Origin of the sequence: Desulfoscipio geothermicus DSM 3669 (genome assembly GCF_900115975.1) — a bacterium.
GTDB lineage: Bacteria > Bacillota > Desulfotomaculia > Desulfotomaculales > Desulfallaceae > Desulfoscipio > Desulfoscipio geothermicus.
In genome coordinates, this window is record NZ_FOYM01000008.1 from 92,791 (window position 1) to 116,884 (window position 24,094).

The 24,094-nt window shown below is 53.1% G+C and carries 25 protein-coding genes, 1 other RNA gene and 1 other annotated feature; of the genes, 1 reads left to right on the top strand and 25 read right to left on the bottom strand.

Annotated elements, in window-relative coordinates; genetic code table 11:
• Window positions 1–34: 34 nt before the first annotated feature.
• The 20 genes from BM299_RS06560 to hisS form a co-directional block, all read right to left on the bottom strand.
• Window positions 35–310: a DUF1292 domain-containing protein gene (locus BM299_RS06560; protein WP_342741320.1), complete on the bottom strand. Its 276-nt coding sequence runs from the start codon at window positions 308–310 to the stop codon at window positions 35–37.
• A 169-nt stretch (window positions 311–479) separates the two neighbouring features.
• Window positions 480–908, bottom strand: a complete 429-nt coding sequence (ruvX, locus tag BM299_RS06565) for a Holliday junction resolvase RuvX (protein ID WP_092482671.1) — start codon at window positions 906–908, stop codon at window positions 480–482.
• Window position 909: 1 nt separating this feature from the next.
• Window positions 910–1,857: an aldo/keto reductase gene (locus BM299_RS06570; RefSeq protein WP_092482672.1), complete on the bottom strand. Its 948-nt coding sequence runs from the start codon at window positions 1,855–1,857 to the stop codon at window positions 910–912.
• 40 nt (window positions 1,858–1,897) lie between these two features.
• The gene (locus tag BM299_RS06575) at window positions 1,898–2,152 is read right to left on the bottom strand and encodes an IreB family regulatory phosphoprotein (protein ID WP_092482673.1); all 255 of its coding nucleotides are present in this window, start codon (window positions 2,150–2,152) and stop codon (window positions 1,898–1,900) included.
• Between the two features lie 115 nt (window positions 2,153–2,267).
• Window positions 2,268–4,904, bottom strand: a complete 2,637-nt coding sequence (gene alaS / locus BM299_RS06580; protein WP_092482707.1) for an alanine--tRNA ligase — start codon at window positions 4,902–4,904, stop codon at window positions 2,268–2,270.
• A gap of 197 nt (window positions 4,905–5,101) precedes the next feature.
• Window positions 5,102–5,332, bottom strand: a binding site (T-box leader).
• A 58-nt stretch (window positions 5,333–5,390) separates the two neighbouring features.
• Window positions 5,391–6,434 (bottom strand): AI-2E family transporter, encoded by a 1,044-nt coding sequence (locus BM299_RS06585; RefSeq protein ID WP_092482674.1) that lies wholly within the window; start codon window positions 6,432–6,434, stop codon window positions 5,391–5,393.
• A 98-nt stretch (window positions 6,435–6,532) separates the two neighbouring features.
• Window positions 6,533–6,730: a hypothetical protein gene (locus BM299_RS06590; protein WP_092482675.1), complete on the bottom strand. Its 198-nt coding sequence runs from the start codon at window positions 6,728–6,730 to the stop codon at window positions 6,533–6,535.
• Window positions 6,731–6,745: 15 nt separating this feature from the next.
• Window positions 6,746–6,919: a YrzR-like zinc ribbon domain gene (locus BM299_RS19250; RefSeq protein WP_165608210.1), complete on the bottom strand. Its 174-nt coding sequence runs from the start codon at window positions 6,917–6,919 to the stop codon at window positions 6,746–6,748.
• A gap of 80 nt (window positions 6,920–6,999) precedes the next feature.
• Window positions 7,000–7,332 carry a 4Fe-4S binding protein gene (locus BM299_RS20425; protein ID WP_092482676.1) on the bottom strand — a complete coding sequence of 111 codons (333 nt, stop codon included), beginning with the start codon at window positions 7,330–7,332 and terminating at the stop codon, window positions 7,000–7,002.
• Window positions 7,333–7,490: 158 nt separating this feature from the next.
• On the bottom strand, window positions 7,491–7,898 hold the full coding sequence (locus BM299_RS06600; protein ID WP_092482677.1) for a pyridoxamine 5'-phosphate oxidase family protein: 408 nt from the start codon (window positions 7,896–7,898) through the stop codon (window positions 7,491–7,493).
• Between the two features lie 183 nt (window positions 7,899–8,081).
• Entirely contained in the window at window positions 8,082–9,155 is a 1,074-nt protein-coding gene (mnmA, locus tag BM299_RS06605) for a tRNA 2-thiouridine(34) synthase MnmA (RefSeq protein WP_092482708.1), read from the bottom strand.
• A gap of 47 nt (window positions 9,156–9,202) precedes the next feature.
• Window positions 9,203–9,574 carry a Fe-S cluster assembly scaffold protein NifU gene (gene nifU / locus BM299_RS06610; protein ID WP_092482678.1) on the bottom strand — a complete coding sequence of 124 codons (372 nt, stop codon included), beginning with the start codon at window positions 9,572–9,574 and terminating at the stop codon, window positions 9,203–9,205.
• A gap of 104 nt (window positions 9,575–9,678) precedes the next feature.
• On the bottom strand, window positions 9,679–10,902 hold the full coding sequence (gene nifS, locus BM299_RS06615; RefSeq protein WP_092482679.1) for a cysteine desulfurase NifS: 1,224 nt from the start codon (window positions 10,900–10,902) through the stop codon (window positions 9,679–9,681).
• Window positions 10,903–10,942: 40 nt separating this feature from the next.
• Window positions 10,943–11,389, bottom strand: coding sequence for an RrF2 family transcriptional regulator (locus BM299_RS06620; protein WP_092482680.1), 447 nt, complete (start codon window positions 11,387–11,389; stop codon window positions 10,943–10,945).
• A 90-nt stretch (window positions 11,390–11,479) separates the two neighbouring features.
• Complete coding sequence (locus tag BM299_RS06625) at window positions 11,480–12,790, bottom strand: replication-associated recombination protein A (RefSeq protein ID WP_165608212.1); 1,311 nt, start codon at window positions 12,788–12,790, stop codon at window positions 11,480–11,482.
• A 104-nt stretch (window positions 12,791–12,894) separates the two neighbouring features.
• Window positions 12,895–13,224, bottom strand: coding sequence for a thioredoxin (gene trxA / locus BM299_RS06630; RefSeq protein ID WP_092482681.1), 330 nt, complete (start codon window positions 13,222–13,224; stop codon window positions 12,895–12,897).
• Between the two features lie 140 nt (window positions 13,225–13,364).
• Window positions 13,365–14,102 carry a tRNA threonylcarbamoyladenosine dehydratase gene (locus BM299_RS06635; RefSeq protein ID WP_092482682.1) on the bottom strand — a complete coding sequence of 246 codons (738 nt, stop codon included), beginning with the start codon at window positions 14,100–14,102 and terminating at the stop codon, window positions 13,365–13,367.
• Window positions 14,103–14,194: 92 nt separating this feature from the next.
• Window positions 14,195–14,377, bottom strand: a non-coding RNA gene (gene ssrS / locus BM299_RS06640) — 6S RNA.
• Between the two features lie 112 nt (window positions 14,378–14,489).
• Window positions 14,490–16,289 (bottom strand): aspartate--tRNA ligase, encoded by a 1,800-nt coding sequence (aspS, locus tag BM299_RS06645; protein ID WP_092482683.1) that lies wholly within the window; start codon window positions 16,287–16,289, stop codon window positions 14,490–14,492.
• Between the two features lie 78 nt (window positions 16,290–16,367).
• Window positions 16,368–17,636: a histidine--tRNA ligase gene (gene hisS, locus BM299_RS06650; protein WP_092482684.1), complete on the bottom strand. Its 1,269-nt coding sequence runs from the start codon at window positions 17,634–17,636 to the stop codon at window positions 16,368–16,370.
• 224 nt (window positions 17,637–17,860) lie between these two features.
• On the opposite strand from hisS, the gene BM299_RS06655 reads away from it, so the two are divergent.
• Window positions 17,861–18,076, top strand: coding sequence for a DUF896 domain-containing protein (locus BM299_RS06655; RefSeq protein WP_092482685.1), 216 nt, complete (start codon window positions 17,861–17,863; stop codon window positions 18,074–18,076).
• A gap of 174 nt (window positions 18,077–18,250) precedes the next feature.
• Here the strand turns inward: BM299_RS06655 and acsA are convergent, their stop codons facing one another.
• The 5 genes from acsA to BM299_RS06685 all read right to left on the bottom strand — a co-directional run bounded on the left by acsA (window position 18,251) and on the right by BM299_RS06685 (window position 24,085).
• Complete coding sequence (gene acsA / locus BM299_RS06660; RefSeq protein ID WP_092482686.1) at window positions 18,251–19,936, bottom strand: acetate--CoA ligase; 1,686 nt, start codon at window positions 19,934–19,936, stop codon at window positions 18,251–18,253.
• A 232-nt stretch (window positions 19,937–20,168) separates the two neighbouring features.
• The gene (locus BM299_RS06670; RefSeq protein ID WP_207545138.1) at window positions 20,169–20,786 is read right to left on the bottom strand and encodes an MBL fold metallo-hydrolase; all 618 of its coding nucleotides are present in this window, start codon (window positions 20,784–20,786) and stop codon (window positions 20,169–20,171) included.
• A 21-nt stretch (window positions 20,787–20,807) separates the two neighbouring features.
• A complete protein-coding gene (locus tag BM299_RS06675; RefSeq protein WP_092482688.1) occupies window positions 20,808–21,422 on the bottom strand; it encodes an MBL fold metallo-hydrolase in 615 nt (204 codons plus the stop codon).
• Between the two features lie 13 nt (window positions 21,423–21,435).
• Window positions 21,436–21,885, bottom strand: a complete 450-nt coding sequence (gene dtd / locus BM299_RS06680) for a D-aminoacyl-tRNA deacylase (RefSeq protein ID WP_092482689.1) — start codon at window positions 21,883–21,885, stop codon at window positions 21,436–21,438.
• 4 nt (window positions 21,886–21,889) lie between these two features.
• Window positions 21,890–24,085 carry a RelA/SpoT family protein gene (locus BM299_RS06685; RefSeq protein WP_092482690.1) on the bottom strand — a complete coding sequence of 732 codons (2,196 nt, stop codon included), beginning with the start codon at window positions 24,083–24,085 and terminating at the stop codon, window positions 21,890–21,892.
• Between the last annotated feature and the right edge of the window lie 9 nt (window positions 24,086–24,094).

Genomic DNA, 24,094 nt, shown 5'->3' on the forward strand with positions numbered 1-24,094 from the left:
TCGACCAGCTTTACATATTAGCAATCAGCGTTGGTTATTCTTCAATGTCAAATTCATACTCCTCCATGCAGGCATTTTTTACTTTTTCCCATTCATCATCATCAATTTCCACCAATATATCGTCACCGTCTTCATCCTGTTCAACTTTCAGTACGAAGCCATCTTCCGCTTCGCCGTTTTCCGCCACCGGCACTACAATGGCGTACCGCTGTCCGTCCACTTCCAGAACGTCGAAAATGTTAACATCGTGTTCCTGACCTTCTTCGTCGATAATCGTAATTATTTCATCCTGTTCAGGCAAAAAATTCACCTCTTTTCGTAAGTTAGCGTTATTCTACAAAAAAAACAGAGGTCTTGTCAACAAAACCCTTCAGTGATTGGTGCCAGGTGTTGAAAGTTGAAAATCAAAGATTTTTCAACTTTCAACACCTGGCACCAACCTACGTGCTCCTTTTCGAACACATACTTATAGCCTTCTTTTACTGCTTGTCGACCCTCGCCTGCGCATCCAGGTAGCCCTGCAAAATCACGGAGGCAGCCAGCTTGTCGATAACTTTGCGCCGCTTGGCCCGGCTCACATCGGCATTGATGAGCAATCGCTCGGCGGCCACGGTACTGAGCCGTTCGTCCCAGGTTTCCACCGGCAGATCCAGGTGCCGGCGAATTTTATCGGCAAAGCTCAGCGCCTTTTGCCCTTGCGCGCCGGTGGTACCGTTCATGTTGCGGGGCAGTCCCACCACTATTTTTTCTACTTGATATTGTTGGGCGATCGCTTTAATTTTATCCAGGTCTTTTTCAATACTGCCCTGGCGCCTGACGATTTCCAGACCCTGGGCCGTCCAGCCCAGTTCATCGCTGACAGCAATGCCGATATTTTTTTCGCCCAGATCTATACCCATAATACGCAATTCAAATCACCTTGATACAAAATTCGGGGCAAACGGAGGCGCAGTAACTGCACAGGCGGCAGAGACGCTCGTTGACCTGTACCCGCCCGTTTAACACATTCAGCGCGCCGGCAGTGCATTTTTCCACGCACTGACCGCAGCCGCGGCACCATTCTTCCACATGCAACCGCCGTGGTTTGCCGCGCAATTGTTCGGCCAGGTTCATATCAGGCACCGCGCCGGAAAATTTAGCTATATTATATATCAATTCCTCCCGGGACTGCATTCCCACGGCCACGGCAGCCAGTTCGGGCACCGCCAGTATAAAATCCATGGCTTCATCCATTTCGGGAATCAGGTGCCCGCCGCCCAGGCATTTCATGCCGTACAGTCCCTTGCCCATCAGCGCCGCAAAGGAGATGGCCTCCAACATTTCATCCACTCCGCCGCCCTGAATGCCGATGCCCGACTTGTTTATAATCGGGTGGATCACATCAATCTCCGGTACGGATGCGGCGTCCCTGACCCCTGCCACATGGTGGGTGGAAATACCTATGGCCCTTACCAGCCCCCGCTCCCGGGCGCGCACCAGGTGCTCCACCGCTTCCCAGTGCCCTTTGATGGTAAAGATTGATTCCTGCTCGTGTAACAAAAAAATGTCTATATAATCGCGGTGCAATTCTTGTATGCAGCGCCGCAGGCTTTGTTCCATCTCTTCCCCGGTATGGGCATAAGATTTGGAAGCAACTATTACTTTTTCTGTAAAACCGGCCAGGGCTTCTTTGATATAGGGATAGCAGCCGTAAATTTCGGCGGTGTCGATAAAATTAACACCCATTTCCAGGGCCGTACGAATCAGCCTTGCCCCATCGGCTATCCGCAGCCCCCGCTGTAAGGGGCCGATGGTAAGCGTTCCGAAGCAAAGCCGGGAAACCTTAATACCGGTGTTGCCCAGTTCCCTGTATTGCAATATAATTGTACTCTCTTTCCAAAATTGTTTACGAAATTGTCTACGAAGCCAGATATCTTTTAACTAATTCTTCCAGCAGTTCGTCCCTTTCCAGTTGGCGGATCTTGCTCCGGGCGTTGTTGTGGCTGGTAATATAGGCGGGATCGCCGGAAAGCAAATATCCCACAAGCTGGTTGATGGGGTTGTAGCCTTTTTCTTTTAGCGCTTCGTAAACCTGGAGCAGGATTTCCCGGGCCTTGTTTTCTTCGGCCTGTACCTTGAACATGACAGTATGCTCGGTTATTTCCCTGGACATGGAAATACCTCCCCGAAGTATTTACCTGCACCATAAGCCGGCAGGATATACTTACTATTATAACCGCATTGCACCATAAAGAGAAGTGAAATAAATCAAAGGATGCTTCATTGGGTTACTGCCCCGCCTGCTTGCTTACCAGGGCATACACTTTTTCCAGAGCGTTGTCCAGTTTGGACGGGTCTTTACCGCCGGCCTGGGCCATGTCGGGTCGGCCGCCCCCGCCGCCGCCAACCAGGGGAGCTATTTCCTTAATTAGTTTTCCGGCGTGCAATCCCTTGCCCACCAGGTCCTTACTTACGCCGGCCACCAAATTAACCTTGCCGCCCGCTGCAGTACCCAGCATAATTACCCCGGAGCCCAGCTTATCCCGCAGGAGGTCCAGCATGGCCCGCAGGCTGTCCATATCAGTGGCGCTGGTGCGGGCAGCCAGCACTTTAATCCCGGCAATTTCCCGCGCGCCGTCCAGCATGCTCTGCACTTCGAAACGGGCCAGACGCGCCCGCAACGCTTCCGCTTCCTTTTCCAGGGCGCGCAGTTCCTGCGCCATCGTTTCCACCCGGTGTACCACCTCATGCGGCATGGCTCTAACTGTTCTGGCTATCAAGTCGAGTTGCTCTTCCTTGGCGCGCAGGTAATCCATGGCCCCCTCGCCGGTTACCGCTTCCACCCGGCGCAGTCCGGACCCCACGCTGCTTTCGCCCAACAGCTTGAACATGCCCACTTCCGCCGTAGACTTGACATGCGTGCCGCCGCAGAGTTCCAGGCTGAAATCGCCCATTTTCACTACCCGCACCCGGTCACCGTATTTTTCGTCGAAAAGAGCCATCGCTCCCATGGATCTGGCTTCATCCAGGGTGGTTTCCATGGTCTCTACCTGCAAGTTGCTCAATACGGCATCGTTGACCGTTTTTTCCACCCTGGCCAGTTCATCCGGCTGGATGGCCGCAAAATGGGTAAAGTCAAAACGCAAACGGTCCGGGGTCACCAGCGAACCGGACTGGTTCACATGGTCGCCCAGCACTTCCTTAAGCGATTTATGCAGCAGATGGGTGGCCGAGTGGTTGCGGGCGATATTCATGCGCCGTCGCGCGTCCACCTGCACCTCCACCGCGTCGTTAACGCGGATGACGCCGCCGGTCACCCGCCCCCGGTGCAGGTGCAGGCCCTCAACCGGCCTGGTAACTTCTTCTATAAGCACCTCGGTGCTTTCAGCAATAATTTTGGCATGATCGCTGACCTGGCCGCCGGATTCGGCATAACAGGGAGTGATGTCCAGCACCAGTTCCACATCCTGCCCGGCCTCGGCCTGCTCCACCACCTCGTCATTGGCAAAAATGGCCTTGATCCGGGATTTGCCGGACAGGGTTTCATAACCGACGAAAACCGTTTCGCCCACCTGATCCAGCACGCTTTTCAAGCGGGCGGCCTTTTCGGACAGGTACTCCGTTTCCTGGCGCGCGCTGCGGGCCCGTTGCCGCTGCTGTTCCATGGCATTGGTAAATCCTTCCTCATCAACGGACAGCCCGTTTTCTGCGGCGATTTCCTGGGTTAATTCCACCGGGAAGCCATAGGTGTCATAAAGCCGGAAGGCCTGCCCGCCGTCGATATAATTAATGCCGGCTTCTTTGGCTTCTTGAATCAGCTTGTTCAGTATATCGGTACCCTGGGCCAGCGTTTCCCCGAACCTTTCCTCCTCGGTCCTGATAACCCTTGTTATCAGCCGGCTGTTTTTAACCAACTCGGGATAAGTATCGCCCATCTTGTCAATGACCGCCCCGGCCACTTTATACAGGAACGGCTCCTCCACGCCCAGTACCAGACCGAAGCGCACGGCCCGGCGCAGCAAGCGGCGCAGGACGTAACCCCGGCCCTCGTTGGAGGGAAAAGCGCCGTCGGCGATGGCAAAGGTAACCGCCCGGGAGTGATCGGCGATCACCTTCAAGGCCAAGTCCACTTCGGCGCTGCTGCCGTAGCGCTTGCCAGTCAGATCCCCGGTGAAGTCCATGATGTCCCGGAGCAGGTCGGTGTCGAAATTGGTTTTGACATTTTGCAGCACCGAGGCCACCCGCTCCAGGCCCATGCCGGTATCGATGCCCTTGTTTTGCAGCGGACTGTAGTTACCCTCCTCATCACGGAAAAACTGGATAAACACCAGGTTCCAGATTTCCAAATAACGGTCGCAGTCGCACCCCACGGCACAATCCGGCGAACCGCAGCCCCTCCCGGCTCCCAGGTCATAATAAATTTCCGAACAAGGACCGCAGGGTCCGACACCGATTTCCCAGAAATTAGTGTCCTTACCCATGCGCACAATGCGGTTTTCCGGTATGCCTACCTTGTTATGCCATATATTAAACGCTTCGTCATCGTCTTCATATATGCTAATCCAAAGCTTATCCGGTTCCAGCCCCAGGTACTCGGTGACAAATTCCCAGGCCCAGGGAATGGCCTCGTTTTTAAAGTAGTCGCCAAAGGAGAAATTGCCCAGCATTTCAAAAAAAGTGTGGTGCCGGGCCGTACGCCCAACGGAATCAATATCCGGAGTGCGCAGGCATTTCTGGCAGGTGGTTACCCGGGTAACTTCGGGTTTGGCTGCCCCGGTGAAGTATGGTTTAAAGGGAACCATCCCCGCCGCCGTCCAAAGGATACTGGGGTCATTGTGGGGAATAAGCGAGGCGCTGGGTAAAATCTTGTGCCCCTTGCTTGCAAAAAATTTCAGGTACTTGTCCCTTATTTCCTTGCCCGTCATCAAAATGTATATACCCCCTTGAATCTATTGAACATTTATATATAAATTTAGCATTACTATAAGTGTAATCACGATTTTAATTTTTTAATGTAAGGACGTTACCGGCACTACGCAAGTCGTTCGCTTATGGACAATACCACAGCAGTCAAATGTTTTGGTGAATAACTACGACTAATTAAAAAAGCCTTTCTTCCCCTGCCAGGGACGGAAAGGCTCCGCGGTACCACCCTGTTTAACAATTTCCCGCCGGGCGGAAAATTGTTCACTTCAGTGGCCTATAACGCGGCCGGCGCGGCGAAATCTACTGGTTTTCAATTTCGCATATAAAGGGAAACGGCCTTCAACCGGAGGGAACGGAAACTCGCACCTGTCGTTTCCTCTCTGGTGTTCCCAAACCCGGCTTACTTTTTTCCCATAATTTAACGATATTAAAATTGCGCTATAATTATACAAAATCTGCTCAAAACATGTCAAGCAAACCATTTATCAGTTAAATTCCGGCAGAAGCCTGGCCGCGGCAAAGTAGATGAATACCCGCAGTATGGCAGCCACCGGCACAGCAAGAATAAGCCCGGCCAGGCCGAATAGCTGCCCGCCGGCCAGTACGGCCAGGATTACAACCAGGGGATGCAGCCCCACCCTGTCGCCCAGTATTTTGGGCGAGATGATGCTGGCTTCCGCTTGCTGAATGAGTATAAAAGCAATGATCACCTTCAGTACCAGCCACTTGGACACCAGCATGGCCAGGGCCACCGCCGGCACGGCCCCGATAAACGGACCGAAATAAGGGATTAAATTGGTCAGGCCGGCAAAAATGCCCAGCATCAGGGCAAATTCCACTTTTAAAAACGCCAGCACCACACCGGTGAGAAGCCCCGTAATCACGCTGACCAACAGATACCCACGGACAAAGCTGTCAATTACCCGGCTAACCTGCCGGCCCAGTTCCAGCACATCGCCGCGCCAGCGGGCCGGAATGAACATTACCGTGCGATCGGTGAAAATTTCTATATCCTTGAGCAGGTAATAGGCAAATATGGGTGCCAGAATAATGTTAAATAAATACCCGGCCAGCCCCAGGATATTCTGCACCACCCGTTCGGCCATCTGTACCAGTATTTGCTCCAGCCAGGTGATGCGCTCGTCAATAATCTGGCGGATAGCGCCCGGAATACCGGCCCGGGCATATTCAAGCTGGAGAGAGTCGGTGAATTCCTGCACCTGGACGGCGTATTCGGGGATCACATCCCGGATTGTGTTCAACTGGGCGATTATATGGGGCATGCCATAAAGCAGCAGCCCCGCTGCCAGGATAAACACAACGGCATATACAATTAATATGGACGCCGTACGAGATGAACCCCGGCTTTCCAGCATGCGCACCAGCGGGTGCAGCAGGTAGGCCAGCACCACCGCCAGCAACAATGATAAAAAAATACCTCGAATCAGGTAAATAAAATAAAGCATCATAGCCGCCAGTACAATCGTTAACATGATGCGGTAATTTTTTTTCTTACGCCACCAGGACAAAATTTCACCACCAAGAAAGGCGCGCTTAATTCAGTTCCCTTAGCGCGTGCCTTAATGAAAAAAGTGAGGATTTTCACCCCACTCCTTCCTGAAATCTTTTACTTCCTTTTCATTAAATCGTTCACGGTTTTCGACACATCTTTGATCATGCGACTGGTAGCCCGGCGGGGGTACCGCCGCCTGACTTTGCTCATGTCAAATAAGTTACCCGTCTTGCGCTGTGGGGTCTTGATCATGGCCATAACGGTGCCCACAATGCTGCCGGTGATCAACCCGCGCCAGAATCCTCGCTGCAAATATGTCACCTCCTATTACAGGAGAAATTCGTTATGGGGGTCTAAGGCTACCAGGCTGCCGTCTTCGGCCACCTCGTAAATGCTGACCCCTTCCTTGTTCAACCGGTATTCAACACAACAGTCCCAACAATAATATTGATCCACGCCCACCTTTCCGGTGGCTTTGCCTCCGCATACCGGGCAGTGCAACCTATCGCCTCCCCAAATAAATCTCCTGTCAAGATTATGCCCAGTTTCCTTTGTTAACATGCAATAATCATGTTATTGTCTCACATGCACCTACTCTTTTTTCGCCCGCGCCGCTGTCTGCCCGTACCTTTATAAGACCTTTTACATGAAAAATTGTTTCGGGCTGCTCCAGTTTTAGAAATCTTGTTTTGTATCAATAAACAAAACGTTTCCAAAACAATAGGGAACAAACCAGCAAGGGTATTGGTCAACCAGGAAGGCTTGGGATCCAGGCTCATACCTTTATTTATGCTTTTTTGAGCCGGCTCCACAGCAACTTTGTAAACAGCTTCAGGCTGGCTGACTTCCATAATAGCACCGTTGGGACATACTTCAAAACACATCCCGCATTGGTTACATATTTGATTATTAATGTATGCTTTCTCATTTTGAACATATGTCTATAACTACAATAACATTTAAAGATTACATTGTCAAGTTCAGCAATCAAGGGGCGTTGTAATAAATGAAGAAGTAATAAAAGAAAGGGCCTAAGTGTTAATCACTAAGCCCTTTTGTATATTCCAGCCATTTAAAGTTCTTTACCAAGATCGGGACCGGGTTGACAATTATATACGTTGGTAACTTTCAGAAGAATAGCAGACTTAGGCTTTAAATCGGGCATGGTCTTTTTGACCCAGTCTGAAGCATCATCAAAAGGTTTACCTGATTTTACAATAGTAGCTTCTCCCTTGATCTGGAAAGCCAGTTTCTTGTCAAGATCCCAAACACTTATGGCAATACGTGAGTTGTCTTCAAGGTTTTTTAACGTTTTGTTCATGAAATTATCTACCAGCAAGATAATATCATTTGATTCGTCGTAAATTTTAACAAAATGAATTGGTACCACATTGGGCACCCCATCTTTAGATGCGGTTGCTACAGCATAAATAGCTGTTTTACTAAAAGTTTCCTTAACATCACCAGCAAGCTTTGGCATTTGATAACCCCCTTAATTTTTTTAACATATGTTCAGATATGGTATTCGCAACCTATTCTTATAAATCCTTCAAAAAAAAAAGAACCGGAAAAAATTTTTTCCGGATAATCGAGTAGGACACCCTAATGGCATGAAAAACTTCTGGGATGAAGCCCCCGGCCCCGGGCCTGTCCGGGAGGCGGTTCACTCTTCTTTCGTTGCGAACCCTTCAATGGTGCCGCCGCCCAGCAGGTAATCGTCCCGGTAAAAGACAACGGCCTGACCCGGCGTTATGGCCCGCTGGGGCGCGTCAAAGTCCACCCGCACCCGACCGCCGGGCAGCGGGGTAATAGTGGCCGGTGCGGGCCGGCTGTTGTACCTGATCTGGGCCTGGACTCTCTCCGGGCCGGTCAAGTGATCCACCAAAATTAAATTCAGGTCCCCGGCCACCAGGCCGGTTCTGCTCAGGGCCTCTTCCGGGCCCACTATGACCGCGTTGCGCTCGGGATCAATGTCCACCACGTATACTCTTTCCCCCAGGGCCAGGCCCAGACCCCGGCGCTGGCCGATAGTGTAAAAGGCAATCCCCTCGTGCCGGCCCACCTCGTTGCCTTCCAGGTCAAGGAACGGGCCGGGCTTGATCTCATCAGCCACATTTTCCCTCAGGAAATTGCGGTAATTGTTGTCGGGCACAAAACATATTTCCTGGCTCTCTGGTTTTTCGGCCGTTTTCAGCCCGCGGTCCGCAGCCATACGCCGCACTTCGTCCTTGGTGTATTCCCCCAGAGGCATCAGGGTGTGCGCCAGCTGCCCCTGGGTAAGGGTATACAAAAAATAAGTTTGATCTTTGCGCGGGTCAACTGCTTTTCTTACCGTATAGCGGCCGTTTTCCTCTTCGTAGCCGATGCGCGCGTAATGCCCCGTGGCCACGTAGTAGGCGCCCAGCCCCAACGCTTTCCTGAGCAGCGCCTCGAATTTGACGACGCGGTTGCATACCACACACGGATTGGGGGTTCGTCCGCGAATGTATTCCCGGCAGAAATCATCTACCACCGTTTCCCGGAACAGATCGTAAAAATTCAGCACGTAATAAGGGATATCCAGTTTATTGGCCACCGCCCGGGCATCGTCCACCGCGGACAGAGAACAACATCCCACGTAATCCCCGGCCACTTCGGTTACCCGGGGGTCCCAGATTTGCATGGTCACCCCGATGACGTCATACCCTTGTTCAAGTAAAAGGGCGGCGGTGACAGAACTGTCCACGCCGCCGCTCATGGCCACTACAACCAGTTTATTATCGTTTGCCACGATATACCACCCGATTATTTATTTTGTTTGTTCTGGTAATCCTGAATGGCCGCGTGCAGAGCGTCCGCCGCCAGGTTGGAACAGTGCATTTTCTTGGGCGGCAGGCCGCCCAGCGCCTCGGCCACCGCCTTGTTGCTCAACTGCAGGGCTTCAGCGATGGTTTTGCCCTTGGCCATTTCCGTAACCATGCTGCTGGTGGCAATGGCCGCCCCGCAGCCGAATGTTTTAAATTTAATATCTTTAATTATACCGTCATCAATTTTTAAATATATCTTCATAATATCCCCGCAGGTGGGATTGCCTACCTGGCCTACCCCGTCGGCGTCGGGAATTTCGCCCACGTTACGCGGATTTTCAAAGTGATCCATTACTTTTTCGGTATACATACCCCGCATCCTCCCCGAAGTATTTTTTACACAAGGCAGCGCTGCTATTCATAATTACCGCCGGTCAGATTCTTTGACGACCGGCAAAAGATCACCGGCGACTGCTACCTATGGCAAGAACTGCTTACCTTACAGGCCGCGCAGCTGCTTTCCACGGCGAATTCAGTTTCCTGGTCCAGCGGCGACATGGCCCGCAAGCGCTCCACAATGGGCGGCATGATTTCCATGAAGTAATCAATGTCTTCTTCGGTGTTGTCACGACCCAAAGTAATGCGAATGGAACCGTGGGCCAACTCGTGGGGGATCCCCATGGCCAACAATACATGCGAAGGCTCAAGCGACCCCGAGGTACAGGCCGACCCGCTGGACGCCGCCACGCCTTTCATATCCATGCTGAGCAGCATGGATTCGCCCTCGATGAATTCGAAGCAAAAACTGGCGTGGTTGGGCAGGCGCATAGTCGGGTGTCCCGTCAACTGCACATGGGGAATTTTGTCCATGACTTCCTTGATCAATTTATCCCGCAGCCCGGCCAGGTGAGCGGCCTCTTTCTCCAGGTCCCGTGCCGCCAGCTCGCAGGCTTTGCCCAGCCCGATGATGCCGGGTACATTTTCCGTACCGGCCCGGCGCAACCTTTCCTGGGCGCCACCGTGAAAAAGGGTTTGTCTCCAGCGGGTGCCCTTGCGAATATACAGGGCGCCCACCCCCTTGGGGCCGTAAATCTTGTGCCCGCTGACGGTTAAAAGGTCTACGCCCAACTCGTCCACGTTTACAGGGATTTTACCCATGCTCTGAACAGCATCGGTATGGAAAAAGATACCTTTTTCCCGGGCCATGGCCGCCATATCCTTGATGGGCTGAATGGTGCCCACTTCGTTACTGGCGTGCATGATGCTGATTAATATGGTTTTATCCGTAATGGCGTTGGCCAAGTCATCCAGACTGACCATGCCGTATTTATCCACCGGCAGGATGGTGACGGTAAAGCCCTGTTTGCCCAGCGCCTTAACGGTATTTAATACGGCATGGTGTTCAACGGCGGAAGTAATAATGTGATTGCCACGGTTTTTATTGATCATGGCTATGCCGTGAATGGCCATGTTATCCGACTCGGTTCCGCCGCTGGTAAAAACAACTTCCTCGGGCCTGGCGCCGATGGCATTGGCCACTTTTTCCCGGGCCTCCTCCACCGCTTTGCGCACCTGGCGCCCGAAGTAATGCAGGCTGGTGGGGTTGCCAAAGTATTCGGTCAGGTATTTTTGCATTTCTTCTGCAACTTCCGGACGCACCGGCGTCGTGGCACTATGGTCGAAGTAGACTCTGCGCACAGCTGAATATCCTCCTTTTGGGGCATATTTATTAGGTAATTTACTTATTCAGCAAAGTTTTACTCATTGAAAGGCTTTCGGCATCGCGCAACATATCGGCCAGGCTGATGGAATCCATTACCTCTGCCAACCTGTCCCTCACCCGAGCCCAAACTGTCCGGGTAATGCAGAAATCGGCATTATCGCATTCCGCAGGTTCAACCTCGCTGACACAATCCACCGGCGCGATGGGGCCCTCCATGGCCCTGATGATATCACCCACTGTTATGCTGCTCGGATCCCGGGCCAGTATATACCCACCCTGGGCTCCACGCACGCTTTTTACCAGGCCGGCTTTGCGTAAAATGGCGATTAATTGTTCCAGGTAGTTGTCCGATATATTTTGCCGCTCGGCCACCGTTTTCAGCGGGATGGGTTCAGAACCGTAATGCTGGGCCAGGTCAAACATGGCCTTCAGCCCGTAATGCCCTCGCGTGGACAGGCGCAATTTCCCACCCCCTAAATTCAATTCGCAGTATTTAACTAGGAATTAACCCAAAGATATCTTAGCATTCCGATCGGATTTTGTCAATATAGATTATTTCTTTTTCAATCCCTGCAACCGCTCCCATAAAGCCTGCTCCCGCCCCTGTTCCGAGGGCCGGTAAAATTCTGCGTCTTTCAGGTTATCGGGCAGGTACTGCTGCCGGACCCAGTGGTCGTCGTAATTGTGCGGGTATAGATACCCCTTGCCGTGCCCAAGTTTCTTGGCCCCGCTATAACTGGTGTCCCGCAGGTGGATGGGCACCGGCCCGGCCTTTTCCCGGCGTACCGCATCCAGCGCGGCTTCTATCCCGCGATAAGAGGCGTTGCTTTTTGGCGCCAGGGCAATGTAAAGCGCGGCTTCAGCCAGGATGATCCGCGCTTCGGGCATACCGATCCGCTCCACCGCCTGGGCCGCCGCCGTCGCCACCACCAGGGCCTGGGGGTCGGCCAGACCGACGTCTTCCGCGGCATGGATCATTATCCGGCGGGCAATGAAAGCCGGGTCGTCGCCGGCGTACAGAAGCCGGGCCAGCCAGTACAGGGTGGCCTGGGGGTCAGAGCCGCGTATGCTTTTGATAAAAGCGGAAATAACATCATAATGCTCGTCCAGCCTGTCAAACTGAATAACCCGGTTCTGGCATACCCCCTGCACCACCTCCGGCGTTATGGCGCGCCGGCCGTCTTCACCGGGCGGCGTGGTAAGCACGGCCATCTCCAGAACGTTTAATGCCGCCCTGGCGTCGCCGTTGGCAAAGCCGACTATTATTTGTATAGCGTCATCCCGCAGGTCCACCCGGTAGCGCCCCAGGCCCCGCTCTTCGTCCGCCAGCGCCCGGCGCACTATCCTGGCCAGCGCCTGGTCGGACAGGGGCTCAAGCCGGTAAAGCAAAGAACGGGAAAGCAGCGGCCGGTTTACCGAAAACATGGGATTTTCCGTGGTTGACCCGATAAGAATGACGGTACCGTCCTCGACGTAGGGCAGCAGGGCATCCTGCTGGGACTTGTTGAAGCGATGTATTTCGTCTATAAACAGCACGGTGCGCCGCCCGTACATGGCCAACCGGTCCCGGGCCTGGTCCACCACCTTGCGGATATCCGCCACCCCGGCCATTACCGCGTTTATTTTTTCAAAATGAGCACTGGTCATGCCGGCGATAATGTGAGCCAGGGTGGTTTTGCCGGTACCCGGCGGACCAAAGAAAATCAAGGACTGCAGCCCGTCGTTTTTTATTAGTTGCTTCAGCGGCCGCCCCGGCCCCACCAGGTTGACCTGTTCTTCAAATTCTTCCAGCGTGCGGGGCCGCATGCGCACGGCCAGCGGGGCCGTGCGTTGCATATTTTTACGCGCCGCCTGCTGAAACATATCTTCCACGCTAATTTCACCCGCCCCATTATTATTTAAAAAGCCAGGAACAATGTTCCTGGCTGTCATTTCATGAATATTAAAATTAAGTCCCGCGGTAAATCCTAAACATGCTTGTCAAGTACGGCCTGCAATTCCTTTTTGGTTTTAAATCCAATAATCCTTTCCACTTCATTGCCGTCCTTGAAAACTATCAATGTGGGAATGCTTACAATACTGTAATTGGAAGGCACGGTTTTATCTTCGTCCACATTAAACTTGGCCACCTGCACCTTGCCTTCATATTCCGCCGCCACTTCTTCAATTACGGGGGCGATCATCTTACAGGGACCGCACCACTCAGCCCAGAAATCCACCAGTACGGGCATCGTAGCATTGTCAATAAACTCCTTAAAATTTGCTCCCCCCAAGGCAACAATCCTTTCACTGGCCACGAACATCTCTCCTTTCAATTTATAACTCTATATCTATTAGAATTACCCTCACAAACACACAAATATTATTTGTAAATTTGAAGTTTATGTACGCATACCGCATGCTCCATAACCTATAATATCTACATAGCAAATAAAAGTCAATTCATCTTTTTAGAAAAAACACCTAAACCCAACAATCTGTCCGTTACAAAGCCGGCCATGATCAACCCGGCCACCGGCGGCACGTAAGAAATACTACCCGGTGCGCCCCGCCCGCCGGCCGGCGTATTGCCCATCGCAGGGCGCATGGGGCGGGCCGTGGAATATACCACGGGTACTTCCGCACTAATGCCTGCATCGCGCAACTTTTTCCGCATTACCCTGGCCAGGGGACAAACCGCAGTATTCCAGATACTGTCAACCTTAAATGAAGTGGGATCAAGTTTATTCCCCGCACCCATGGCGGATATTACCGGCAAATGACGCCGCACACAGGCAACGATAAGGGCTGCCTTATTCTCCACATCATCAATGGCATCAACCACAAAATTCAATTGCCGGCCGTCCAGCATTTCCGCTGCTCTGTCCGGCGTAAATTTTTGCTGCCTGACTTGCACAGTCACAGCGGGATTTATTTGATGCAGCCGGTCCGCCATCAAACCGGTTTTCGGTTCTCCCACTGTGCCGGTCAGCGCGTGCAATTGCCGGTTGATATTGGTAACGTCCACCACATCATGATCGACCAGCAAAAAATATCCCACCCCGGCTCTGCATAACGCCTCCGCAGCAAAGGAACCCACACCGCCCAGGCCAAAAATTGCCACTTTACTGGCCGCCAGTTTCTCCAATCCCGCGCGGCCTATAAGCATTTCCGTGCGGTCAAACCTATGAGACATTTCTCAACACTCCATGCGTAAATAACAGAAAAGTTTCCAAAAAGGCAATTAAATCAACTTGCCTCGCTGGAAACTTTCAAATCAAATCTTTTACAACCCCCGAGGTGCCGTTAATCCCCAAAGTTTTCTGAACCTGTTCTCAACAGGTGGGTGCCCTCCTGAATGCTTCTCGTTTACTCCCCAGGAAGTCATACAATCTACATCCAGAGGCCAGGCTCCCTTTAAATTGGTGTTGGCTCAAAACTTCAAGGCGATCACGCACACCGCAGGGTGATTTTTTAAATGTTAACTTAATGTTAACACAACACCCGCTATTGTGGCAAGTAGGTATACTTAGTTGTCTCTTACATTATTTATTCGCTATTTTTAGACACTTATGCATTATTTTTATTTTTTCTCAGTTGTTTTTTTGACAGTGGTTTTAATATATAATTCCTTTAACTGGCGCTCATCCACCGGACCCGGAGCCATGGTCATCAGATCGGCGGCACTCTGCGTTTTGGGGAAGGGAATTACGTCACGAATGGTCTTCCTGCCGAGAAGCAGCATAACCAGACGGTCAAAGCCAAAGGCTATGCCGCCATGGGGCGGGGTGCCGTATTCAAAGGCTTCCAGCATAAAACCAAACTTTTCACGGGCTTCTTCCTTGGTGAGGCCAATGGCGTCAAACATCATTTCCTGCACATCGCGGCGGTGAATCCTGATGCTGCCGCCCCCGATTTCTATGCCGTTCAAAACCATATCGTAAGCCCGCGCCCGTACTTTGCCCGGGTCGCTCTGCAAGAACGGCAAATCTTCTTCCCGTGGTGAGGTAAACGGGTGGTGCATGGCCACCCAGCGCTGCTCTTCCCCGTCGTATTCCAACAGGGGGAAATCCGTGACCCACAGGAAATTAAACTGATCGGCGGGGATTAAGTTCAGCCTTTCCGCCAGATGCAGGCGCAGCGCTCCCAGCGATGCCGCCACCACGTCGGGCTGGTCAGCCACAAAAAGCAGCAAATCCCCTTCTTCAGCTTTAAACCGTTCCAATATGCTCGTGATTTCCTGCTCGTTGAAGAATTTTGCAATGGGCGATTTTACGCCTTCCGCGGTGACGATGAAGTAAGCCAGCCCGCGGGCCCGGTAAATGGCGGCAAATTTGGTCAGTTCATCGATATCTTTACGGCTGTAACTGCCGCAGCCCCGGGCGTTGATCCCCCTGACCTGCCCGCCGTTTTCCACTGCTGAGGTAAAAACTTTAAAGCCGCAGCCGGCGGCCACATCAGTGATATCCACCAGTTCCATGCCGAACCGGGTGTCGGGCTTGTCCGAACCGTAACGGTCCATAGCTTCGCGATAGGTCAGGCGCGGAAAAGGCGTGGTCACTTCAATACCTATAGTGTCCCGGCATAGCCGGGCAATCATTTTTTCCATCAGCGACAGGACATCCTCGACGTCAACAAAGGACATTTCCAGGTCGACCTGGGTAAATTCAGGCTGCCGATCGGCCCGCAAATCCTCATCCCTAAAGCACCGCACAATCTGGTAGTACCGGTCCATGCCCGCCACCATCAAAATTTGCTTGAATAATTGCGGGGACTGGGGCAGGGCATAAAATCGCCCCGGGTTCAAGCGGCTGGGCACCAGGTAATCCCGGGCCCCTTCGGGGGTGCTGCGGGTGAGCATGGGCGTCTCTATTTCCCAAAAGCCGTGTTCATCCAGAAAATCACGTACCGACTTGGCGGCCCGATTGCGCATCATCATGGCGCGCTGCATCTCCGGGCGGCGCAGGTCCAGGTACCGGTAGCGCAGGCGCAGGTTTTCATCCACATCCACCCCGTCTTCAATATAAAACGGCGGAGTTTTGGCTTTATTTAAAATGCGCAGTTCGTCCACCAGCACTTCTATTTCACCGGTGGAAATATTGGGGTTTACAGATTCCTCGGGTCGCACCGACACCCTGCCGACAACTGCCAGCACGTATTCGCTGCGCACTCCCTCGGCCTTGGCAAAGGATTCTTTATTAATGTCAGGGCTGAACACTACCTGCACAATTCCGGTACGGTCGCGCAGGTCAACAAATATCAGGCCGCCATGATCCCGGCGGGTATCCACCCAGCCCGTGAGGGTTACCGTTTGGCCGTTTTCCCCGGCGGATAATTCACCGCAATAGTGAGTACGGCTTAATCCGTGCATAGATTCAAACATTTTTATGTAATACCTCCCGTACGTCTTACTGCAATCCAAAAACAACGTCGCTCGCGGGTTCGGCGCGATACCGGCCGGCTATCGATCAGCGGCCGGTTCAGCAAGATTCTGCAGGATCCGGGCGCCGGGGATTTCCCGCTGGTTGCCCGATTCCATATCGCGCAGCACAACAATGTTGCGCTGCAGCTCTTCCTCGCCGATAATCACGGTATACCGTACCCCCAGCTTACCGGCATACTTCATCTGCGCTTTGAGACTGCGCCCCTGGTAATCCATGTCGGCAGCTATTCCCGCACGCCGTAATTTGGCCAGCAGGGCAAACCCTTCCCTGGCCGCCCGTTCACCGAGCACAACCACAAAAACCTCGGGGCCGGAGGTAACATCCGGCGCCAGCCCGCGGTTTTCCAGAGCCAGGATAATCCTTTCCAGACCCAGCGCATACCCGATACCGGGGGTCGGCGGTCCCCCGCATGCCTCTATCAGCCCGTCATATCGCCCGCCACCGCCCACCGAGCTTTGCGCGCCGATATCGGGGGCCATTATTTCAAATGCTGTCCGGGTGTAATAATCCAGGCCGCGCACCAGACGGTTATTTAAAACATAGGGAATGCCCAGATCCTGTAAAAACTGCTGCACTTGCGCAAAGTGTTCCCCGCAATCCGGACAGAGGCAGTCTACCGTGGTGGGCGCCTCCCGGGACAATTCGGCGCAGCGATCGGATTTACAGTCCAGTATCCGCAAAGGATTGCGCTCGAACCTGCCCCGGCAATTGGGGCACAGGTCCGCCAATACGGGCTGGAAAAATTCCTGTAGTCGTTTACGAACCACGGGTCGGCAGTTAGGGCAACCAACGCTGTTGATATGCAGCTCCAGATCGTTTAAACCAAGCCGCCCGTAAAAGTCCATGGCCATAGCCATGACCTCGGCATCAATCGCCGGGTGATAAGAGCCGAAAACTTCCACCCCGAATTGGTGGAACTGCCGTAAGCGGCCGGCCTGGGGCCGGTCATACCTGAACATGGGACCGATATAGTAAAGTTTGACCGGCTGCGGCCCGGCATAAAGCTTGTTTTCCAGGTAGGCCCGCACGGCGGATGCCGTGCCTTCGGGACGTAAGGTTATGCTCCGGTCACCCCTGTCGCGGAAAGTATACATTTCCTTTTCCACTATGTCAGTGTCTTCGCCCACTCCGCGTACAAACAGTTCAGTGTGTTCAAAAACCGGGGTGCGGATTTCCCGGTAGCCGTATTCCCTGCAAATCCGGACAATTTTTTCTTCTATATACTGCCATTTTTCAACCTGACCCGGGAGAATATCGGCGGTCCCCCGCGGCCGCGTAGTCAGCATACTATAGTTTCCTCCTTTTAAAACAACAGAAAACTCCCGCACCGGCAGAACGGAAACGGGAGGGCAGACTTTCAGCCTGCTTTTGCATACCTGAACCCAATTTTATGTAATATCGTGGTTTTTGTCAACTACCGTTAACCGCGGCAACATTTGCGGGTCCGGTGTTTCCTGCTTTTGTGTTCTGTAACAATGAATGCTATAATGTAGTGAAGGTGGTGTTAAATGTGATAACCAGAACACTGGTGGAGAGAATCAATTACCTGGCCCGCAAGCAGCGTTACGAAGGTTTGACCGATGAGGAAAAGGCCGAGCAGCAAAAGCTGCGCCGGCAGTACCTGGACGGCATCCGGCAGCAGGTGGTTGACGCTATGGATGGCGCCGGATACACCCGCAAGCATAACACCGACTGCGGGTGCCATGATTGTAAACCGCACCATTAAACAAGAATAAAAAAGGGGACTGGCTCCGATTCGTTTTGTGAATCGGCGCCTGTCCCCCTTTTAGGAGCCAAGGAAAAAAAAGGGGACAGGCACCTTTTTCAAAATGCGAAAAAGGAGCCAGTCCCCTTTTTTTCCAGTCCCCTTTTTGGGCTGCTTTATGTCAACGAGACAATTTTATTTTCCCAGTTCCAGGACCCAACCCCGGAGCACCTTGCGGTCCACTTTACCGTCCGGAGTTTTGGGGATGCTTTCCTTAACCGCAAACTCCCGGGGCGCGGCATGGGCCGCCAGTCCTGTTTTCACGAAATTACGCAGTTCCTCGCCCAGAGCATGCGACCATTCGTAACCGGGCTGCAGCACCACATAAGCCTTGATAATTTCCCCCCTGATTTTATCCGGCTTGCCGGCCACCCCGGCGTCTTGCACAGCCGGATGTTCCCGTAGTTTTTCTTCCACTTCCCATGGTCCGACCCGCTCACCGGCGGTGTTGATAACTCCGTCCACCCGGCCCTGGAAGTAAAAATAGCCGTCCTCGTCCATGTAAGCGGCATCACCGGATATGAACCAGGGTTTAAGCCGGAAATACTCCTCGTATTTTTCCCGGTTCCCCCAGACGTCCCGGGCCATGGCGGGCCACCCCGCACGGACGGCCAGGTTGCCGATACGGTAGGGCGGCAGCTCGTTGCCCTCGTCATCTACCACGGCTGCCTGGATGCCGGGCACGGGCCGGCCGATGGAGCCCATTTTGATGTTGAGGCAACGCAAGTTGCAGATCATATTCATCCCCGTTTCGCTCATCCACCAGGTATCGTATATGGGCACGCCAAGCGTTTCCAGGCTCCACTGCATTACATCATCGGTCAGCGGCTCGCCCACGCTGAGAATATGCCGCAACCTGCCAAGGTCGTACCGGCCGTAAACCTCCTTGCCGGCAGCTATGATCATGCGAAAAGCGGTGGGCGCGCTGTACCAGACGCTGACCCGGTATTTTTCCAGGGCCCTGCACCATTGCTCAGCATCGAAACGCCCTCCTTTCACCAGCACCGGCACCCCGTGCAGCCAAGGGGCCCAAAAGCCGTATGCGATACCCGTGATCCAACCCGGGTCGGCTGTGCACCAGTAGACGTCATCTTCCTTAAGGTCGTGTACCCAAGCGGCCGTTGCCCACAAGCCCAGCATCATGTCGTGCACATGCACCAGTCCCTTGGGACGTCCATCCGCTCCGGCGGCATAAAGAATAAACAGCGGGTCTTCCCTGTTCACCCAACAAAATTCCGTCCGGGGCGAGGCACCGGCCACCTCGCTGTACCAGTCCAGGGTCTGCGCATCCCCCGCACCCTGCGTTATTAATACTGCCCGCAGGTCGGGCAGTTCCTGGCGCGGCACCCGGGACAGCAGTTCGGCATTAGTAACCAGCGCTTGCGCGCCGCTGCTCAATAGCCGCTCCCTGACGGCATCCTTCATGAATGCTTCAAACATGGGCACCACGATAACCCCTTTTTTAGCCGCCCCCAAAAAACTGATATACAATTCCGGGCTGCGGGGCAAGAAGATTGCCAACCGGTCCCCTTTTTGCAAACCATACTTATCCAGAACGTTAGCAAAGCGGTTCACCTGTTCGTTTAATTCATTGAAAGTATAACTCGCCTGCCGGTCGTCCGCGTCATAATAAAGCGCCATCCGGTCGCCCCGGCCACGTTCGATATTGTGGTCAATAACCCGGTGCACAATATTGATTTTGCCCGCATTTCCGTAAAATTCCCGGGCCAGCATTTCGAAGCTGAACTCACGACAGGCCTTGTCATAATCCTGCAAATTATGCTCGCCCGGTAGAGCGCCGATTATCTTTTGGTTACCCATTTCATATCACCCCTCCCTTATTCTAGATTACTATAAATGACTATAATTTTCCTGCAATTTAAAATTTTAAAAAAACCGGGCGCACAAAAAAATAAGCAGAAAAGGGAACAGACCGTAAAAGGGGACAAAAAGGGGACAGGCACCTTTTTCAAAATGCGAAAAAGGAGCCTGTCCCCTTTTTGTCCCCGTCCAATATACTCCTGCGGCCCTGAGGTCTTGAGGCGCAATACTATTAAAGAAAAGGATTGATTTTTTTCTCCTGGCCGATTGTGGATGCCGGGCCATGGCCGGGATAGACCTTTGTTTCGTCCGGAAACGCAAGTAGTTTTGTTTTAATAGAATTGATCAGCACGTTATGGTCGCCCCCGGGAAAATCGGAACGGCCCACCGAACCGGCAAACAGGGTATCCCCCGATATCAGGTCGTTACCAACCTTCAGGCAGATGCCTCCCGGGGTGTGCCCGGGGGTATGGATGACTTCCAATGTTACGTTGCCTACTTTTATTTTCTCCCCGTCCTCCAGTAAACGATCAGCTTCCTTGAATTTCAGCATCGAACCCATGAACAGAGACAGGTTTTGCGCCGGGCTGGTGAGCATGCCGGCGTCGTCTTTGTGGATCATCACCTCGGCGCCGGTGGCTTCCCGCACTTCTTTTAGTGCACTGATATGGTCGACGTGCCCGTGGGTGAGGATTATATGCTTGCATTTCAGTTTTAATCTTTCCAATTGTTTGAGAATACGCCCGCCTTCCGCGCCGGGGTCCACCACCGCTCCCACTGCGGTTTTTTCACAGCCGATAATATAGCAATTGGCAGCCATGGGGCCCACTTCAAATCCCTCGAATATCAAGTTTACACCTCCCAAATAGACTTACAAAAACGGGTTGAATTTTTTCTCCGCGCCGATGGTTGATGCCGGGCCGTGCCCCGGGTAAACCTTTGTAGCGTCGGGGAAAGCAAGTAATTTGGTTTTAATGGAGTTTATCAACTGGTTGTGGCTGCCGCCCGGCAAGTCCGAGCGGCCCACCGAACCGGCAAACAGGGTGTCCCCCGTAAACAAAATATCTTCCGTTTTCAAGCAAACACCGCCGGGGGTGTGGCCGGGCGTATGGATGACTTCCAGCGTTGTCTTGCCCACTTGGATTTTATCCCCGTCCTTGAGCAGTCGGTCTGCGGTTTTGGGTTTTACAGAATCAACCGGTAGCAAAGAATACCGGGCCGGGTTGACCAGTCTTTCCGCGTCGGCCTGATGAATACAAACGGCGGCGCCGGTGGCTGCATGAACTTCACCCACCGCGCCGATATGGTCCACGTGGCCGTGGGTGAGGATTATGTACTGGCATTTTAATTTCAGGTGTTGCAACTGTTCCAAAATACGGGCGTCTTCATCGCCGGGGTCGATTACCGCCCCGAACCCGGTTTCCGCGCAACCGATAATGTAGCAGTTGGTGCCCAGCGGGCCCACTTCCAGTCCCGTGAATATCAATAGTTTTCCCTCCTTAAAACTGTTTCCTGCTGTCCAGCAGCATGGTGACCGGACCGTCATTCATGATTTCCACCAGCATGTGGGCTTGAAAATAACCGGTGACGACTTCCAATCCCCGGGTCCTGACTTCACGTACAAAATCCTCGTAAAGTTTGACGGCCTGTTCCGGCGGCGCCGCGTCGCTGAAGCCGGGACGCCGGCCTTTCCGGCAGTCGCCGTACAGGGTGAACTGGGAAACCACCAGTAATTGGCCGCCGGTATCGGCCACCGATTGGTTCATTTTACCGTCCGCATCTTCAAAAATACGCAGGTTGACCACTTTATCCGCCAGATAGCGGACATCCGCAGCGTCATCTTCCCTGCCTACCCCCAAAAGCACCACCAAACCCGGCCCGATAGTACGCCTTTCTTCACCGGGTGCGCTGACGGCGCCGCCCGACACCCTTTGCACAACCGCCCGCAAAACATCATCCCCCGCTTGCTTGTGTAATTGGTTTACCGGTACGGTTTATACTGTATACACCTTTGATACGGCTAAACCGGTTGATGACATAATCAAATTGCTCCATATTTTTCATTTCCAGAATCATTTCCACCACGCCGGTATTGTCCTTGCGTCCCCGGGCATTGACCCAGTTGGCGCTTATTTTCATTTCCATCAATACATTCATAATGTCGCCGAGCAACCCGGCGCGGTCAGCTCCAATTATCTCCAGGCGCACCTGGAAGGGTGAGTGGAAATCCTTATCCCACGTCACCTCCACCAGACGATCCGGGTCGTTCAACAGGGATTCGACGTTAGGGCAATCTTCCCGGTGAATGGAAACCCCCCGGCCGCGGGTAACATAACCCACAATTTCATCCCCCGGCACCGGGTTACAGCAATGGGCCAGCCTAATCAGCAGGTTGTCGATACCCCGCACCCGGATGCCCTGGGTGGGCTTACCCCAGGAAGGCAACGGGCGGGGGTCCTGCTGCAGCAATTCTTTGATTTTTTCGCTGGTCGCCGCTTTTTTATCTTCCCGAATGGCTTTTTCCCGAATTTTGTTCACCAGGCCGGCGGCAGAAAAAGTGCCGTCGCCCACAGCGGCATATACATCATCCAGGTCGGCCAGGTTCATTTTCTGACCGTATTCAATTAGCTTGTCGCTTTTTATGGCTTCAGGCTCCAGGCCCTGCTTTTTAATTTCCCGCTCCAGCAACTCCCGACCCCTGGTTATATTTTCTTCCCGTTGCTCCTTTTTAAACCACTGCCTGATTTTGGTCTTGGCCTGGGAGGTTTTGACAATATTAAGCCAGTCACGGCTGGGGCCGTGGCCTTGCTTGGAAGTAAGCACTTCCACCCGGTCGCCGTTTTTCAGGGTATAATCCAGGGGCACGATTTTATTATTAACCTTAACGCCAATGCAATTATGCCCCACCTGGGTGTGCACCCGGTAAGCAAAGTCCAGGGGCGTGGACCCGGCGGGCAGTTCCATGACATCTCCCCGGGGGGTGAACACAAACACTACGTCGGTGAAAAGATCGATTTTCAGGCTTTCCATGAATTCCCGGGCGTCCTTGAGGTCCTTTTCCCAGTCCAGGATCTGCCTCAGCCAGCTCAGTTTACGATCAAAATCGCCGTCCTTGCCCCCACCCTCTTTATAACGCCAGTGGGCAGCGATGCCGTATTCCGCTGTGCGGTGCATATCCCAGGTCCTGATCTGTATCTCCAGGGGATCGCCGTACGGGCTGACCACGGTGGTGTGCAGCGACTGGTACATGTTGGATTTGGGCATGGCGATATAGTCTTTAAAGCGCCCCGGGACTGGCACCCACATGGTGTGGACCGTACCCAGCACGGCATAACAATCCCGGACGGAATCCACCAGTACCCTGATCGCCATGACGTCATATATCTGGTTGAAATCCAGTTGTTGCTTCTGCATTTTCTGGTAAATACTATACAGGTTTTTGGGGCGTCCCTGTATTTCCGCGTTAATTTTTACTTCATTTAATTTTTGGCGCAGTTTATCGGCAATCTGGGAAATATATTCTTCCCGCCTTTTCCGCGTACGGGCCACCAAGTCGGCCAGCTCATAATATTTCCCCGGATTGCTGAAGCGAAAGGCCAGGTCCTCCAGTTCCCACTTCAGCCTGTAAATGCCCAGCCGGTGGGCCAGAGGAGCGAATATTTCCAGAGTTTCCATGGCTATTTCCCGCTGCTTGTGCCGCTGGTGATGATGCAGGGTGCGCATGTTGTGCAGCCGGTCGGCCAGTTTAATGAGTACCACCCGGATATCCCGGGCCATGGCCAGAAACATTTTGCGCAGGTTTTCCACCTGGCGTTCTTCCTTGGAGCGATATTCCAGGCGGCTCAGCTTGGTCACCCCGTCCACCAGTTGCGCCACTTCCGGACCGAAGTTTTCTGCCAGGTCCTTCAAGGTTACCCCGGTGTCCTCCACGGTATCATGCAGCAGGCCGGCCACCAGCGTATCCATATCCATTTCCAGATCCGCCAGTATTGTGACCATGGCCACCGGGTGGTTGATGAACGGTTCACCGGAAATGCGTTTTTGCCCGGCGTGCGCTTTTTCAGCAAAGTCATAAGCGGTTTTCAGCCTCTGCAAGTCGGCTTCGGGATTGTAATGTATTACCTTTTGGATTACGTCATCTAAAGACATGGCTCACGC